Genomic DNA, 14,411 nt, shown 5'->3' on the forward strand with positions numbered 1-14,411 from the left:
CTTAGCCCGGCTCCGAAAGGATCGTCGCGGCGCGCTCGGCGAGGCTCACGCGTTCGCCTTGCTCCTTGCCGGTGCCTTCCGGCAAAAGGTCACGGATCGGCGAGGACGGACCTTCGTTGATAACGGTCAACGCGACCATGCCGGCAGCGATCGAGGCGATCTCTTCGCGCATTGCGCTGTCGTCGGCTGTCGTCGTCTTTGCCTTGGCGATGCGATCGGAAATGGCTGCGCTGCGGGCACGGACTTCCTCGGCGAGGCGGGCGGCAACGACTGCTGGATCAAGTTCGGACGCTGGAGCGCTTTCCTGCATCGTTTCCTCCGCGATGGTTTCGACAACTGCCTCCGCCAGCCCGGCGGCGCGAAGCGCACGGTTTGCCTGGCGCAGGCCGGCTTTGGTTGCCTTCAACTGCTCCTTGAGCTTGGCGATTTCCTGCTGGCGCCGCCCCAGCAGCGTTTCCTTGTCGGCAGCAGCGGTCGCGTCACGGGCACCCTTGTCTTCCAGGCGGAGCACCTTGTGTTCCTGCTGCGTCAACTTCTGCTCGGCATCCTTGGCGCGCTTCTGCAGAAGGTCGACGTCCTTGCGCAGCGTATCGCGTTCGTCGCGCAGCGTGTTGGCCCGCGATTTCAGACTTTCCATCTCCGTTTGCTGCGCAGCCATGTCGATCTTCAGGTTATCGGACTGTTCGGCAAGCTTGTTCAGACGGCTGCGTAGGAGGTCGAGTTCGGTTTCCTTTGCGGAGCTCGCCTGTTCGGCCATGTGCAGGCTCGTCTTCAGCTGGCTGATGTAAGTCTCGTCCTTGCGAAGATGAGATCGGGAATCGGCGGCCTCAAGGTTCAGATCTTCGATCTGGGCCTTCAACGCGCCGACTTCGGAGGAGAGGCGACCGGCATCGAGGGCGAGACCGTCATGGCGAAGCTTCAAGGAAAGAGATTTTTCGCGCTCCCTTATCAAATCCTGGGCCGTCCTGGCATTTTCGGCCGCATAGAGTGCCCTCACCATGTCCTTCTGCGCGCGAACCTCCTGCGGGCTGAGCGGCATGGTCGCCTTCATCCGGTTTTCCGTATACCAGACGATGCGGCGATGGATGGCAGGCGAGATCAGGAAGACGAGGAACGCCGCCGTCAGGAATCCCAGTCCGAACAGAAGTGCATACTCGATCACGGCGCCGCCATTGCCTCAGAATTGATTTGCGTCAGCGCCAATGATTAAGCGCGCACCAAGCGCAGGGCAAGTGGCGGATGGGTGACGGCGGGAGAGAAACCGCCACCGGACTGTAGGTTCAGAAGGGGTTCCAGGTCGGGCCCGGGGTGATCTTCAGATAGCCGACATTGACGCCGAGACGCGCGCCGATGCCGGTGCGGATCGGAACCACCAGAACATTGTTGTTCTTGAGGAGCGTCATGCCGAAGCCGGCAACCACGAAAGCCTGACCGCTGACGCCGCCGAAGCGGGCATAGATGCTGTCCACCGAAGGCAGGTCATAGACCAGCATCATCACGCGCGTGCCCTGGCCGCCATAATCGAGACCAAGGGAGGGGCCCTGCCAGTAAAGAGGATGTTCGCCGGCATTCTTGGTGTTGAGCTGGCCCTCGCCATAGGTAAGGCCGGCGATGAAGGCGCCCGATCCTTCCTGTCCGAGGATGTAGCCGTTCGGCAGTCCGTATTTCTGAAAGGCCGCCTCAATGACCTTGGCAAGGCCACCGCTGGTCGAGCCGAAGAACGAGTGGCCGGCGTCGATGATCTCCTGGACTGTGTACTGGTTGCCGCTGGCCTGCTGGGCTCCGGCCTCCTGCGAGGAGAGCATAAATGCGGATATGGTCAGCGCGACGAGAAGCCGGCAGAAGCCGATAAATCTTCTGGGGGATTGAAGGCGCATGGTGTGATCCGTTCGTCATGGTCGGTTCGATGAGCCGTTTCCGGCAGTAGACACATTTTGCGCCGATCGTCTTAACAATCGGTTTACCAAATATGGTGTCATTATGGCGGCGAGTACGGCGCAAACTTCGTGCAATTTTGATCAAGCAAGATATAGGCGGATGGATCCACCGCCCTCAGGAGACGATGATGTCCAGAAATCCTAATCTTACATTGACCGGCCCCGATTTGGCCGCGCTACTTTGCAGCCGAGTTTGCCACGACGTCATCTCGCCGGTCGGCGCGATCAACAACGGTCTCGAACTGCTGGACGAAGGTGGGGCCGATTCCGACGCCATGGACCTCATCCGCACGAGCGCGCTCAATGCGTCCGTTCGCCTGAAATTTGCACGCCTCGCATTTGGCGCTTCCGGCTCGGTCGGCGCTTCGATCGATACCGGTGAGGCAGAGCGCGCGGCCAAGGACTTCGCTGCCGCGGAAAAGAAGACCGAGGTTACCTGGAACGGCCCGCGCGCCATCGTCGCGAAAAATCGCGTGAAGCTGCTGCTGAACCTTTTTCTCGTCGCCTATTCGTCGATCCCGCGCGGCGGTTCGCTGGAAGTGACGCTCGAAAATCCGGAATTCGATGCGAAGTTCAAGATCATCGCGAAGGGCAAGCTGATGCGCATGCCGGGCAAATTCGTGGAGATCACCTCTGGTCAAATCGAAGAGGCGATCGATGCCCATTCGATCCAGCCCTACTATGCCGTCTTGCTCGCCGAAGAGTGCCGGATGGAGCTCGGCCACAGCCAGACGGGCGAAGAAATCATCTTCACTGCGGAGTCTCTGGCCGCCTAGTTTTATGCCCGCATCGCTGCCGTCTGTCCCGATTTGGGTAACACTTCCTTAGCCTAATCGACCTATCCTCGAAGACTAAGGAAGCGCCACCGGTATAGAAGTGGAGCGAAGGAGCAGTCATGCAGCGGTTCATGATCACTGATAGTTCGGATGTCGTGCGCAAGGTGGGTAAACGTATCCTTTCCGAGCTCGATTTTCTGGTCAGTGAGGCGTCAAATGCAAGCGAAGCGCTCTCCCGCTGCCAGACCGAACTTCCCGAATACCTGATCGTCGATTCCGGCATGGACGGTGCGCTCGAACTGATTTCCGCCATCCGCGCGATGGAACGCGGCAAGGAGGTCAAGATCTACTACTGCGTGATCGAGGCCGATCTGAAAAAGCTGATGGCCGGCAAGCGGGCAGGGGCAACCGACTTCCTGCTGAAGCCGTTCGACCGCAAGATCCTGACGGCAGTCTTCGGCAACCGGGCAATCGCCGCCTGATTTCTTGACAATGAAGCTGTCTTCCTCCGTCATGCTCGGGCTTGTCCCGAGCATCTGCCACCCATTGTTGCGTCGTAGATCCTCGGCACAAGGCCGCGCCTGGGATGGGCGATCTCGTCAACAAGCTCATCGCACCTCCGCAAACGAAAAATCCCGCCGGGGAAGGCGGGATCTCTCAGTCGAAGGGGACGTTCGGCGTCTTATGCGGTCTCGGCGTATTCAGCTCCATCCGGCTCGCGCAGCACATAGCCGCGGCCCCAGACGGTTTCGATGTAGTTGGCGCCACCGGCAGCGTTTGCGAGCTTCTTGCGCAGCTTGCAGATGAACACGTCGATAATCTTGAGTTCCGGCTCGTCCATGCCGCCGTAGAGGTGGTTCAGGAACATTTCCTTGGTGAGCGTCGTGCCCTTGCGGAGCGAAAGCAGCTCCAGCATCTGGTATTCCTTGCCCGTCAGGTGAACGCGCTGGCCGCCGACTTCGACAGTCTTGGCGTCAAGGTTGACGATCAGCTCGCCCGTCATGATGACGGACTGGGCATGACCCTTGGAGCGGCGGACGATCGCATGGATGCGGGCGACCAGTTCGTCCTTGTGGAACGGCTTTGTCATGTAATCGTCGGCGCCGAAGCCGAGACCACGCACCTTGTCTTCGATGCCTGCCATGCCGGACAGGATGAGGATCGGCGTCTTGACCTTGGACAGGCGGAGAGTGCGGAGCACTTCGTATCCGGACATGTCCGGAAGATTAAGGTCGAGAAGGATGATGTCGTAGTCATAGAGTTTGCCGAGATCGACGCCCTCTTCACCGAGGTCGGTGGTGTAGACGTTGAAGCTTTCGGACTTGAGCATTAATTCTATGCTCTGCGCTGTCGCGCTATCGTCTTCAATAAGTAGTACCCGCATTATTATCCCCTTTGCCGCCGCCGAAAGGTGGGCTGGCCCCCTACGCGATACCGAATGCTTTCACTGCGTGATTTGGAAGCTGCCACGAAATGGTTAACAAATTCTGATTCACTCTGGCAAGAGGCAATGAATTTATTAAGCAATCGATCCATTCCGCTGTTTTCCAATGACAATTCGCAAAGCCTTATCCTCAACTGCTACATTAAGAAGGGCGGGTAAGCGATTCATTCGACTCACCAATGAAAAGGTTTCGGAAATCGCGTAGTGATATTTACCGACCCTTAAATCATCGGCACTATCATTAACGATGCCCGTAAACGAAAGGTTACCAGCGGTAGGTTTTTGTTAATACCGCTGAAAATTTTTCAGGCAGACCGTCTCAAAGCGGTGCGCGGCGGGCAATTTTAGTAAAGCCGGGATCTCGCATCACTGGAGTAATGCGTATGAAGTCGCGTGAGAGCCTAGTTCGCCTGAAGGAGTTTCAGGTGAACGAAAAACGACGTCAGCTGCAGCAGTTGCAGATGATGATGTCGGAATTCGAACGGATGACGAAGGATCTGGAGAGCCAGATCCTCGTCGAAGAGAAGAAGTCCGGCATTTCCGACCCGAATCACTTCGCCTACCCGACCTTCGCTAAGGCGGCACGTCAGCGTGCCGACAATCTTCAGGTTTCCATCAAGGAATTGAAGATGCAGGAGGAAACGCTCGAGCAGGCGCTGGAGGAGATGCAGGCGGAATACGCCCGCGCAAGTGCGCTCGAAGAGCGCGATGGCGCCGTTCGGGCCCGCGCCTGAACGACGAGCCGAGGATGCCGCCTGCGGCGTCCGGGGAATCGCCTGAAGAAGCCATGTATGATGGACATCGAAGTCCGTCATACATGGCTTTTGGTGCTGAGCTCTTGCGCTCAGTTCACCACGTCGCGCCATTCATCATGTCGCTGCGCTTGCGCCTTGAAGAACGGGCATAGCGGAAAGATCTTCCATCCGCCCTTTCTCGCTTCCTCGACGGCGTGAAGCGCCAGCGCCTGGCCGACGCCCTTGCCGCGCAGGGCGTCCGGCACGCCAGTGTGATCGATGATGATGAGTTTCGGTGAGGTGCGGGAGTAGACCATTTCGGCCTCGTGCCCGTCAACCTCGGCCACATATCGGCCGCCGGACGCATTTTCTTCGTTGCGAATGTTCATTGTATTTCTCCGGAAACTGATGTTGTTGACGCGGACCGTGACATGCCGGCGCAGCCGTGCCAAGCCGGCGCAAGCGGCAACACACTGTTCAACCGAGGGATGCTCGATGAAAAGATTGGCGGCGATCCGGCCAGTTCTGCTTGTTGCGGCCCCGTTCTTTCTGGCGCTCGGGCTGGTTTTGCCGCTGATCCGATTCGAGAAACTCTATTTCTTCGATGAGACGCCGTCGCTGGTTCAGATCGTTTCCTCGCTCTGGAGCGGAGGGGACATCCCGCTTGCGCTCATCGTCGGGCTGGTTTCGATCGTACTGCCGGTCCTGAAGATGATCGGGATTGCCGCCGAGGCGGTGGCTGCCGGCGGCGGAACCGGCAGCTGGTTTTATCGTCACGCCGTACCGTATCTGTCCAAGTGGTCGATGATGGACGTGCTTCTGGTGGCGATCGTGATTGCAGCGGCGAAGACGACGGGTTTTGCGGATGCTTTCACCCAGCCCGGCCTCTGGTGCTACGCTGCCTCAACAATAATTTCGGGCCTTCTTCACTCCCTTCAGGGAAATGCGTCCGGCCCGAAATGATGTCTTTGCCTGGGGCAGATGGTTCAGTGACGGTATTGCTGGATACGCGTCGTGCGCAGGCCGGCAAGGCCGTGGCTGTTGATCGACGACTGCCAGGACAGGAATTCTTCGACGGTAAGCGTGTAACGCTCGCAGGCTTCTTCCAAGCTCAACAGGCCACCGCGAACCGCCGCGACAACCTCAGCCTTACGACGGATAACCCAGCGCCGCGTATTGGGCGGCGGAAGATCCGCTATCGTCAGCGGGCTGCCATCGGGGCCGATGACATATTTTACTCGGGGACGTATCACTTCGGTCATTGGACTCTCTACACAACTCAAGACCACGCGGGCACTCTAGCCCGTCACATTTAAAAATTGACTAAGCGCTTAGTAACACTTTGATAACAACTTTACCTGCCGTCCTGCGACGCAGGCGCGGCCGTAATCCGGCCGTCCATCGCCTGCGCTTTCCAGGGAAACGATGCCGGATTCCGTTCAGATCAGAATGGCGCTGACCTCGGTCTTTCCGGCGCCGAACTCGTATTGAGCGGTCCCGGAGTGAATGATCGAGAGCCAGTCGCCGCTTGCAAGCTCAGCGAGGCCGAAGGCCGTCTCGCGGGTTGCTGCCGTCGAGGCCACGCCCGCCACGGCGGCAAGCGTATTGGCGCCGTTGGCATCGAGCCGTGCCCCGTAGGCCGAGGATGTCACGGTGCTCGTTGTCAGGATCAGCAGGTAAAGCCCTGTTGCCGGGATGATCAGCCTGTTGCCGGAGCCGGAGGGAACAGCAGCACCGAGCGCGAAACCGCCTTGCTGCACATGCAGGGTATCGAAACCCGTCCGGCTGTTGTTTGCCGGCGTTGACGTCGCTGCCGCAAGCGAGGCCCGGACGATGGGGCGACCCGGCGTTTTCACAATGCCGCCTGCCGCAATTGCCAGGGCGGTCTGCCAGGCTGCGCCGTCGCCGCTCACTTTGATTGCGAATTCATCGTTGCCGGCGAGCCCCATTTCTGCGCGGCCCGACCAGCCCGACTGGAAGAGCAGGGAGGCGGTATCGCCTGCGGCGGCTTTGTTGACCTTGACTTGATGTCCTTGACCTTCATGGCTGAAGAGGCTGGCATGTGCCGCGACGGCAAGCCGGTTCGTGGCATCGGCGGTGGCGTTGAGGCCGAGAAGAGGCAGGCTGCCTGGTACGGGCAAAGAGAGGTCGCTCCAAAGGCCGGCCTGCAGGACGCGGAACCGGCCTGTGTCGAGAAAGAGGGCGCGCCAGCCTTCGCGCGGACTGAGGTAGAGCCAGGCGCCGTCCTGGCGGAAAGCGAGCCTGCCTTCCTTGCCGGTCCAAAGACCGCCGGCACTGGGCGCAATCAAATAGCAATCGCCTTCCGACGGGGTTTCGGGAGGTACTGCCGCTTCTTCTTTCACTGTCAGCTGCACAATGGCGTCGAGACGCTGCAGCGCCTCGTTATGCGTCACGTGCTTCTGAGATTGTGAAGGAAGGATGTAGGGGAGGGCGAGATTAATCGTTTCGTCGGACAAGGTGCGGTCTCCGGTTGGCGCAACGGCGCGGTTATTGCCGCATCGTAAAGCCATCCATGAGGTCCGCTGACGAAAACGCCCTTCCTCTGTTGATTTCTAAGGATTTTCTTCGGAAGTCATGCGCATCCGCGCGGGGTTCACCTTGCCGCCCCAGGAGATAAAGTCGGGATTGGCGAAGTCGAAATCCGCTTTGACGCCGGTCTTTCCATAGGTGAGCGGCAATCCGTCCACGGTAACCGTCGTGCCGCCCGCCGCCCGCAGCACGGCATCGCCGGCCGCCGTATCCCACTCCATTGTGCGACCGAAGCGCGGATAAACGTCTGCCTTTCCCTCAGCGAGGAGGCAGAATTTCAGTGAGGAGCCGATATTCGTGCATTCAGAAATTGCTTGTTCGAAAAGAAATTTGTCGGTCGCAGGACTGTTGTGACTCCGGCTTGCGAGGGCAAGGCGGTTGAGGGGCGGCTCTCGAACCGCAATCGGGACGCGCTCCATCACCGTAAAATCAGTGCCGACGATGAGTTTTTCGGCATGACCTGCTTCGCCCGCGAAAGCGACGCCGAGTGCCGGTGCATAGACGATGCCGGCAACCGGGATGCCATTCTCCACATAGGCGATGTTGACGGTGAATTCGCGCCGCCTGTCGACGAATTCGCGTGTGCCGTCGAGAGGGTCCACAAGGAAAAAGGCCTTTCCCTCGATATCCGGCACCTGACCGGCCGCTACCGATTCTTCGGCGATCACGGGAATATCGGGATAGCTGCGGGCGAGATGCGCCAGGATGATGCGCTCTGCCTCCTCATCTGCACGTGTCACCGGGCTGGAGTCTGCCTTCATAGCGACCGCGCAGCCCTCTTCGAAGATCGTGATGATCACTCTGCCCGCTTCGAGCGCCGTCTTTTCGAATATCTCCAGCATCTTTCCCTCAAGGAACGCAAACATCTGAAAGCTCTTTCCGCAGTATAGAGATAAATAGGGGAGGCGAGCCAGTTTTTGCGCGGCAGCGGAAATTCGCCGGAAACGCAGGGTAAGCATTGAGATATTTTTTCGCGCACAGCTAGCAGAGTCGGTATGAAATTTGCTCGGAAATCCGCTTTCATGGAATAAGTAACAGCTCGGCGTTGGGGCATGTTGCTGGTTCTTCGAGGCCGTTTGGTTAATCCACATTCCGGTTCCGGCTAAAATTTCATCGAAGAATGCCTGTTTTGTGTGGATTTTGATCCGAAACGCGCCATCTGCGTCCAGTTGAACAAGAATCTGACCCAGTAAAGCCTTTTTGTCTTCACATTTTCGCGGAAAGCGGTATGGATTGCCGCTTATAAGGTTCCGGCAAAAGCGGAACTGCACACCAAAAAGAGATGCAGCGCTCGGCTCGCATCCAGGGGAAATGATATATGGAGTACTTCGTCCAGCAGCTCTTTAATGGGCTGACGCTCGGGTCCATCTATGGCCTCGTCGCAATTGGCTATACGATGGTTTATGGCATTATCGGCATGATCAATTTCGCCCATGGCGATATCTTCATGCTCGGCGGTTTCGCTGCTCTCATCGTTTTTCTCGTTCTGACATCCATCTTCGCAGGTCTTCCCGTAGCCGTTCTGCTGCTGGCCATGCTTGTGGTTGCGATGCTGATGACGAGCCTGTGGAATTGGACCATCGAGCGCATCGCGTACCGGCCGCTGCGAGGCTCCTTCCGGCTGGCGCCGCTGATTACCGCGATCGGCATGTCGATCACGCTGTCCAACTTCATTCAGGTGACGCAGGGTCCGCGCAACAAGCCGATTCCGCCGCTCGTAAGCAAGGTTTACGCCATCGGCGGTCTGTCGATTTCGCTGAAGCAGATCATCATCATCGTCATCACCGGGGTGTTGCTTGCTGCCTTCTGGTATATCGTCAACCGCACGGCGCTCGGACGCGCCCAGCGTGCGACGGAGCAGGACCGGAAGATGGCCGCGCTTCTCGGCGTCAACGTCGACCAGACGATCTCCATCACCTTCGTCATGGGCGCCGCACTGGCCGCCGTCGCCGGCACCATGTATCTGATGTACTATGGCGTTGCCTCCTTCAGCGATGGCTTCGCGCCGGGTGTCAAGGCCTTTACAGCAGCCGTTCTCGGTGGCATCGGCTCGCTGCCGGGCGCCGTTCTCGGCGGGCTGATGATCGGCCTCATCGAGTCGCTGTGGTCCGCCTATTTCACGATCGCCTACAAGGATGTCGCAACCTTTGCGATCCTCGCTTTCGTCCTGATCTTCAAGCCGACCGGCATTCTCGGACGGCCGGAAGTCGAGAAGGTATAACATCATGGCAAACATCGAAAATTCTGCTGGCAAGCCCGCACCGGGGCTTGTCCGGAAGGGCCTGACGGAAGCCTTCTTCGCGGCCCTCCTGTCTTTCGGCTTGTTCGTTCTCTATGTCGGGCTCAAGACCGATCAGAACATCAACAACGAGCTGGTCATCGTCCAGCGCTGGGGTCTGCTGGCCAGCTTCGTGGCGATCGCCGCAATCGGCCGCTTCGTCGTCGTTGTTTTCGTCAGGCCGAATATCGACCGGCGGAAGCTCGCGAAGGCAAAGCACGGCGAGCTGGAAATCTCAACGGAGAAGGGCTTCCTACGTCAGCATTTCCTGAAAATCGCTCTGGTCGCGCTGCTGTTGTATCCCATGGCCATCTATGCGCTTCTCGGCGCGCAGGGTTCGCTGAAATGGGTCGACAACTTCGGCATCCAGATTCTCATCTATGTCATGCTCGCCTGGGGCCTGAACATCGTCGTTGGCCTCGCCGGCCTGCTTGACCTCGGTTATGTCGCCTTCTACGCGGTCGGCGCCTATTCCTATGCGCTGCTTTCCAGCCATTTCGGCCTGTCTTTCTGGGTCCTGCTGCCCCTGTCGGGGATGCTGGCCGCACTCTGGGGCGTCATCCTCGGTTTCCCGGTGTTGCGCCTGCGCGGCGACTACCTCGCCATCGTTACGCTCGCTTTCGGCGAAATCATCCGCCTTGTGCTCATCAACTGGACGGATCTGACCAGAGGTACCTTCGGTATTTCCGGCATCCCGAAGGTGACCCTGTTCGGCATTCCCTTCGATGCCACGTCCGGCGGCTTTGCAAAGCTCTTCGGCCTTCCGATGTCGTCGGCCTACTACAAGATTTTCCTCTTCTATCTGATCCTCGCTCTCTGCATGCTGACCGCCTATGTCACGATCCGGCTTCGCCGCATGCCGATCGGCCGCGCCTGGGAAGCTCTGCGCGAGGACGAAATCGCCTGCCGCTCGCTCGGGATCAATACGGTCACGACAAAGCTCTCTGCCTTTGCGACGGGCGCGATGTTCGGCGGCTTCGCCGGTTCGTTTTTCGCAGCGCGCCAGGGCTTCGTTTCGCCGGAATCCTTCGTGTTCCTGGAGTCAGCGGTGGTTCTCGCCATCGTCGTCCTGGGCGGCATGGGCTCGCTAACCGGCATTGCGATCGCTGCCATCGTTATGGTCGGCGGTACGGAACTGCTGCGCGAGATGGACTTCCTGAAGGTCGTCTTCGGCCCGGATTTCACGCCGGAACTCTACCGCATGCTTCTCTTCGGCCTCGCCATGGTCGCCGTCATGCTGTTCAAGCCTCGCGGCTTCGTCGGCTCGCGTGAACCGACTGCCTTCCTCAAGGAGCGGAGGGCAGTATCCGGAACCTTTATCAAGGAGGGGCACGGCTGATGAGCCCCGTAGAGATGACGACTACCATGTCCCCGGATACCTTGCTCAAGGTCGAGCACCTGTCGATGAAGTTCGGCGGCTTGATGGCGATTAACGACCTATCCTTCGAAGCCAAGCGAGGCGACATTACCGCGCTGATCGGTCCGAACGGTGCCGGCAAGACCACCGTCTTCAACTGCATTACCGGCTTCTACAAGCCCACGATGGGCATGATCACGCTGAAGCAGCAGCACGGAAAAGAGTATCTGCTGGAGCGCCTGCCGGATTTCCGCATTACCAAGGAAGCCAAGGTCGCACGTACCTTCCAGAACATCCGGCTGTTTTCGGGCCTAACGGTTCTGGAAAACCTGCTCGTCGCCCAGCACAACAAGCTGATGAAGGCATCGGGTTACACGGTTCTCGGCCTGCTCGGCATCGGCCCCTACAAGAAAGAGGCCGCCGCAGCCATCGAGCGTGCACGCTTCTGGCTGGAAAAGGCTGATCTGATCAGTCGTGCCGACGACCCGGCGGGCGATCTCCCTTATGGTGCGCAGCGGCGTCTGGAAATTGCCCGCGCCATGTGCACCGAACCCGAACTGCTCTGCCTGGACGAGCCTGCCGCAGGCCTTAACCCGCGCGAATCTGCCGCCCTTAACGCACTGTTGCGGGGAATCCGCACCGAAACCGGCACATCGATCCTGCTCATCGAGCACGACATGTCGGTGGTCATGGAAATCTCTGACCATGTCGTCGTGCTGGAATACGGCCAGAAGATCTCCGACGGCACGCCGGAGCACGTGAAGAACGACCCGAGGGTCATCGCGGCCTATCTCGGTGTTGAGGACAAAGAAGTGGAGGAGGTCATCGCAACCGTCGAGAACCTCGAAGGGGGCGTAAATTGATGGCCGGTGAACAGCTTCTCAAGGTTCAGGGCGTCGAAACCTACTACGGCAATATCCGCGCGCTCGCAGGCGTCGATGTCGACGTCCATAAGGGTGAGATCGTCAGCCTGATCGGCGCCAACGGCGCCGGCAAGTCGACGCTGATGATGACGATCTGCGGTAGCCCGCAGGCCCGCAAGGGCACCGTCATCTTCGAAGGTCGCGACATTACCCGTATGCCGACGCACGAAATTGCCCGGCTTCGCATCGCGCAGTCGCCGGAAGGCCGTCGCATTTTCCCGCGAATGACCGTCACGGAAAACCTTCAGATGGGCGCGGGCCTCGATAACCTCAAACATTTCAACGAGGACGTCGAGAAGATCTTCACGCTGTTCCCGCGTCTCAAGGAACGCCATGCGCAGCGCGGCGGCACGCTTTCGGGCGGCGAACAGCAGATGCTGTCGATCGGCCGTGCACTGATGGCACGCCCGAAGCTCCTGCTTCTCGACGAACCGTCGCTCGGTCTCGCACCGCTGATCGTCAAGGGCATCTTCGACGCGATCAAGAAGCTTAACGAGCAGGAAGGCTTGACCGTTTTCCTCGTGGAGCAGAACGCATTCGCTGCCCTGAAACTCTCGCATCGCGCCTACGTGATGGTGAACGGCAAGGTGACGATGAGTGGTTCGGGTAAAGAGCTGCTCGCCAATCCTGAAGTCCGTGCCGCCTATCTCGAAGGCGGAAGACATTGAGCCGATAGAAAAGGAGAGTTTGATATGCAGGGACTTTTCTTTGAGGCAGATTCGGGCGTGCGGATGGCCATCCGTGGACTTGTGATGCTGATCGGCTTCTGGACGGCGTGGCGTGCGGGCAGGGCTGCGGCTGAAAGCTGGAGCAACTATCCGCAGGTCATCGTCTATACCTTCCTCCTCGCCTGGGCGATGCAGTTCCTGCATCACGCCCTCTTTGACGGGCCGATGCTCAGCGCCTTCTATTATGTCATCGATTTCGTGCTGCTGCTTGTCTTCTCGACGGCAGGTTTCCGCTATCGCCGCACCAATCAGATGGTTAACAACTATTACTGGCTGTACGAAAAGACATCCGCGTTCTCGTGGAAGAACAAACATTGACAGCCCGTTGAAACTAGGCATGAATTGCCTTCAGAGTGGAACAGCTTTCCTGGCGCAGTGATGGTGGGCAATGCGCCAGGTCTTGGACCGGAACCCGCCCAAATAATTGGGAGTAAAATATGAAGAAGTCTCTTCTGTCGGCAGTGGCTCTGACGGCGTTGGTCGCCTTCAGCGGCAACGCGTGGGCCGACGTTCTCATGGGCGTTGGCGGTCCGCTGACCGGCCCGAACGCTGCTTTCGGCGCTCAGCTTCAGAAGGGTGCCGAGCAGGCAGTTGCCGACATCAACGCGGCAGGCGGCATCAACGGCGAGCAAATCAAGCTCGAACTCGGTGACGACGTTTCGGACCCGAAGCAGGGCATCTCGGTCGCCAACAAGTTCGTCGCTGACGGCGTGAAGTTCGTCGTCGGCCACTTCAACTCGGGCGTTTCGATCCCGGCGTCTGAGGTCTACGCTGAAAACGGCATCCTCGAAATCACCCCGGCTGCAACGAACCCGGTGTTCACCGAGCGCGGCCTTTGGAACACCTTCCGCACCTGCGGACGTGACGACCAGCAAGGCGCGATTGCCGGCAAGTATCTTGCCGATCACTTCAAGGATGCCAAGATTGCTGTCGTTCACGACAAGACCCCTTACGGTCAGGGCCTTGCCGACGAAACCAAGAAGGCTCTGAACGCCGCTGGCGTCACGGAAGCCATGTATGAAGGCATCAACGTCGGCGACAAGGACTTCTCCGCCCTCATCGCCAAGATGAAGGAAGCCGGCGTCTCGATCATCTACTGGGGTGGTCTGCACACCGAAGCGGGTCTCATCATCCGCCAGGCTGCCGACCAGGGCCTGAAGGCGACGCTCGTTTCGGGTGACGGTATCGTCTCGAACGAACTCGCTTCCATCGCTGGCGACGCGGTTGCCGGTACGCTGAACACCTTCGGCCCGGATCCGACCACCAACCCGGCCAACAAGGAACTCGTAGAGAAGTTCAAGGCTGCCGGTTTCAACCCGGAAGCTTATACCCTCTACTCCTACGCTGCAGTGCAGGCGATCGCTGGTGCTGCCAAGGCAGCCGGCTCAGTCGACCCCGAAGCCGTTGCCGCGGCAATGAAGGAAAAGGGCCCGTTCCCGACGGTTCTCGGCGACATGTCCTTCGACGAAAAGGGCGACCCGAAGCTCCCGGGCTACGTCATGTACGAATGGAAGAAGGGTCCGGACGGCAAGTACAGCTACTTCCAGCAGGAAGCTGCCAAGTAAGCTTTGCTTGAACGGTTCACACCGCTTACAGGAAGCCCGGTTTCGACCGGGCTTCTTTGTTTTTGAAGCCGCCTTCGGCGCATAAGCCGTTTGCATTCCGGTCACGCTCAGTTAACTGT

Annotated in this window: 17 protein-coding genes; 10 read left to right on the top strand and 7 right to left on the bottom strand. The window is 58.9% G+C overall.

All coding sequences use genetic code 11. The features are described 5' to 3' along the window. Position 1 precedes the first annotated feature (1 nt). Positions 2-1,162 (bottom strand): hypothetical protein, encoded by a 1,161-nt coding sequence (locus tag HGP14_RS24570; RefSeq protein WP_168832483.1) that lies wholly within the window; start codon positions 1,160-1,162, stop codon positions 2-4. A 118-nt stretch (positions 1,163-1,280) separates the two neighbouring features. Beyond that, positions 1,281-1,877, bottom strand: a complete 597-nt coding sequence (locus HGP14_RS24575; protein WP_168832484.1) for a DUF1134 domain-containing protein — start codon at positions 1,875-1,877, stop codon at positions 1,281-1,283. A gap of 185 nt (positions 1,878-2,062) precedes the next feature. On the opposite strand from HGP14_RS24575, the gene chpT reads away from it, so the two are divergent. Together chpT and HGP14_RS24585 are read left to right on the top strand one after the other, a co-directional pair. Further along, the gene (gene chpT / locus HGP14_RS24580; RefSeq protein WP_205927320.1) at positions 2,063-2,713 is read left to right on the top strand and encodes a histidine phosphotransferase ChpT; all 651 of its coding nucleotides are present in this window, start codon (positions 2,063-2,065) and stop codon (positions 2,711-2,713) included. 119 nt (positions 2,714-2,832) lie between these two features. Further along, entirely contained in the window at positions 2,833-3,195 is a 363-nt protein-coding gene (locus HGP14_RS24585; protein ID WP_168832486.1) for a PleD family two-component system response regulator, read from the top strand. A 200-nt stretch (positions 3,196-3,395) separates the two neighbouring features. Here HGP14_RS24585 and ctrA read toward each other — a convergent pair whose 3' ends face one another. Beyond that, a complete protein-coding gene (gene ctrA / locus HGP14_RS24590; protein WP_003542362.1) occupies positions 3,396-4,097 on the bottom strand; it encodes a response regulator transcription factor CtrA in 702 nt (233 codons plus the stop codon). A gap of 443 nt (positions 4,098-4,540) precedes the next feature. Between ctrA and HGP14_RS24595 the strand changes: the two genes are divergently transcribed. Next, complete coding sequence (locus tag HGP14_RS24595; RefSeq protein WP_168832487.1) at positions 4,541-4,891, top strand: flagellar export protein FliJ; 351 nt, start codon at positions 4,541-4,543, stop codon at positions 4,889-4,891. Positions 4,892-5,001: 110 nt separating this feature from the next. On the opposite strand, the gene HGP14_RS24600 is transcribed toward HGP14_RS24595, so the two are convergent. After that, on the bottom strand, positions 5,002-5,280 hold the full coding sequence (locus HGP14_RS24600) for a GNAT family N-acetyltransferase (RefSeq protein ID WP_168832488.1): 279 nt from the start codon (positions 5,278-5,280) through the stop codon (positions 5,002-5,004). Between the two features lie 106 nt (positions 5,281-5,386). On the opposite strand from HGP14_RS24600, the gene HGP14_RS24605 reads away from it, so the two are divergent. Then, positions 5,387-5,854: a paraquat-inducible protein A gene (locus tag HGP14_RS24605; protein WP_168832489.1), complete on the top strand. Its 468-nt coding sequence runs from the start codon at positions 5,387-5,389 to the stop codon at positions 5,852-5,854. A 23-nt stretch (positions 5,855-5,877) separates the two neighbouring features. On the opposite strand, the gene HGP14_RS24610 is transcribed toward HGP14_RS24605, so the two are convergent. From HGP14_RS24610 to cysQ, 3 genes are all read right to left on the bottom strand, one after another. After that, complete coding sequence (locus tag HGP14_RS24610; RefSeq protein WP_168832490.1) at positions 5,878-6,153, bottom strand: DUF1153 domain-containing protein; 276 nt, start codon at positions 6,151-6,153, stop codon at positions 5,878-5,880. 177 nt (positions 6,154-6,330) lie between these two features. Continuing rightward, a complete protein-coding gene (locus tag HGP14_RS24615; protein ID WP_168832491.1) occupies positions 6,331-7,368 on the bottom strand; it encodes a DUF2793 domain-containing protein in 1,038 nt (345 codons plus the stop codon). A gap of 96 nt (positions 7,369-7,464) precedes the next feature. Next, positions 7,465-8,283 (bottom strand): 3'(2'),5'-bisphosphate nucleotidase CysQ, encoded by an 819-nt coding sequence (cysQ, locus tag HGP14_RS24620; RefSeq protein ID WP_168832560.1) that lies wholly within the window; start codon positions 8,281-8,283, stop codon positions 7,465-7,467. A 476-nt stretch (positions 8,284-8,759) separates the two neighbouring features. Here cysQ and HGP14_RS24625 point away from each other — a divergent pair, with 476 nt between their 5' ends. The 6 genes from HGP14_RS24625 (at position 8,760) to HGP14_RS24650 (ending at position 14,292) form a co-directional block, all read left to right on the top strand. Beyond that, a complete protein-coding gene (locus HGP14_RS24625) occupies positions 8,760-9,662 on the top strand; it encodes a branched-chain amino acid ABC transporter permease (protein ID WP_168832492.1) in 903 nt (300 codons plus the stop codon). A 4-nt stretch (positions 9,663-9,666) separates the two neighbouring features. Further along, complete coding sequence (gene livM / locus HGP14_RS24630) at positions 9,667-11,058, top strand: high-affinity branched-chain amino acid ABC transporter permease LivM (protein ID WP_168832493.1); 1,392 nt, start codon at positions 9,667-9,669, stop codon at positions 11,056-11,058. Continuing rightward, positions 11,058-11,939, top strand: coding sequence for an ABC transporter ATP-binding protein (locus HGP14_RS24635; RefSeq protein WP_168832494.1), 882 nt, complete (start codon positions 11,058-11,060; stop codon positions 11,937-11,939). The genes livM and HGP14_RS24635 overlap by 1 nt, the downstream gene beginning before the upstream one ends. Continuing rightward, positions 11,939-12,667, top strand: a complete 729-nt coding sequence (locus HGP14_RS24640; RefSeq protein ID WP_168832495.1) for an ABC transporter ATP-binding protein — start codon at positions 11,939-11,941, stop codon at positions 12,665-12,667. Before HGP14_RS24635 ends, HGP14_RS24640 begins: the two co-directional genes overlap by 1 nt. A gap of 24 nt (positions 12,668-12,691) precedes the next feature. Then, positions 12,692-13,045: a DUF6867 family protein gene (locus tag HGP14_RS24645; protein WP_168832496.1), complete on the top strand. Its 354-nt coding sequence runs from the start codon at positions 12,692-12,694 to the stop codon at positions 13,043-13,045. A 119-nt stretch (positions 13,046-13,164) separates the two neighbouring features. Beyond that, the gene (locus HGP14_RS24650) at positions 13,165-14,292 is read left to right on the top strand and encodes a branched-chain amino acid ABC transporter substrate-binding protein (protein WP_168832497.1); all 1,128 of its coding nucleotides are present in this window, start codon (positions 13,165-13,167) and stop codon (positions 14,290-14,292) included. The last annotated feature ends 119 nt before the right edge of the window (positions 14,293-14,411 follow it).

The sequence above is a fragment of the Rhizobium sp. P32RR-XVIII genome (assembly GCF_012641395.1).
Lineage (GTDB): Bacteria > Pseudomonadota > Alphaproteobacteria > Rhizobiales > Rhizobiaceae > Rhizobium.

Excerpts from the sequence above, each read along its gene's own strand:
- HGP14_RS24640 (WP_168832495.1), top strand. The coding sequence starts at position 11,939 with ATGGCCGGTGAACAGCTTCTCAAGGTTCAGGGCGTCGAAACCTACTAC.
- HGP14_RS24585 (WP_168832486.1), top strand. The coding sequence starts at position 2,833 with ATGCAGCGGTTCATGATCACTGATAGTTCGGATGTCGTGCGCAAGGTG.
- HGP14_RS24625 (WP_168832492.1), top strand. The coding sequence starts at position 8,760 with ATGGAGTACTTCGTCCAGCAGCTCTTTAATGGGCTGACGCTCGGGTCC.
- livM (WP_168832493.1), top strand. The coding sequence starts at position 9,667 with ATGGCAAACATCGAAAATTCTGCTGGCAAGCCCGCACCGGGGCTTGTC.
- HGP14_RS24605 (WP_168832489.1), top strand. The coding sequence starts at position 5,387 with ATGAAAAGATTGGCGGCGATCCGGCCAGTTCTGCTTGTTGCGGCCCCG.
- HGP14_RS24645 (WP_168832496.1), top strand. The coding sequence starts at position 12,692 with ATGCAGGGACTTTTCTTTGAGGCAGATTCGGGCGTGCGGATGGCCATC.
- HGP14_RS24635 (WP_168832494.1), top strand. The coding sequence starts at position 11,058 with ATGAGCCCCGTAGAGATGACGACTACCATGTCCCCGGATACCTTGCTC.
- chpT (WP_205927320.1), top strand. The coding sequence starts at position 2,063 with ATGATGTCCAGAAATCCTAATCTTACATTGACCGGCCCCGATTTGGCC.
- HGP14_RS24600 (WP_168832488.1), bottom strand. The coding sequence starts at position 5,280 with ATGAACATTCGCAACGAAGAAAATGCGTCCGGCGGCCGATATGTGGCC.
- cysQ (WP_168832560.1), bottom strand. The coding sequence starts at position 8,283 with ATGCTGGAGATATTCGAAAAGACGGCGCTCGAAGCGGGCAGAGTGATC.
- HGP14_RS24595 (WP_168832487.1), top strand. The coding sequence starts at position 4,541 with ATGAAGTCGCGTGAGAGCCTAGTTCGCCTGAAGGAGTTTCAGGTGAAC.
- HGP14_RS24650 (WP_168832497.1), top strand. The coding sequence starts at position 13,165 with ATGAAGAAGTCTCTTCTGTCGGCAGTGGCTCTGACGGCGTTGGTCGCC.
- ctrA (WP_003542362.1), bottom strand. The coding sequence starts at position 4,097 with ATGCGGGTACTACTTATTGAAGACGATAGCGCGACAGCGCAGAGCATA.
- HGP14_RS24610 (WP_168832490.1), bottom strand. The coding sequence starts at position 6,153 with ATGACCGAAGTGATACGTCCCCGAGTAAAATATGTCATCGGCCCCGAT.
- HGP14_RS24575 (WP_168832484.1), bottom strand. The coding sequence starts at position 1,877 with ATGCGCCTTCAATCCCCCAGAAGATTTATCGGCTTCTGCCGGCTTCTC.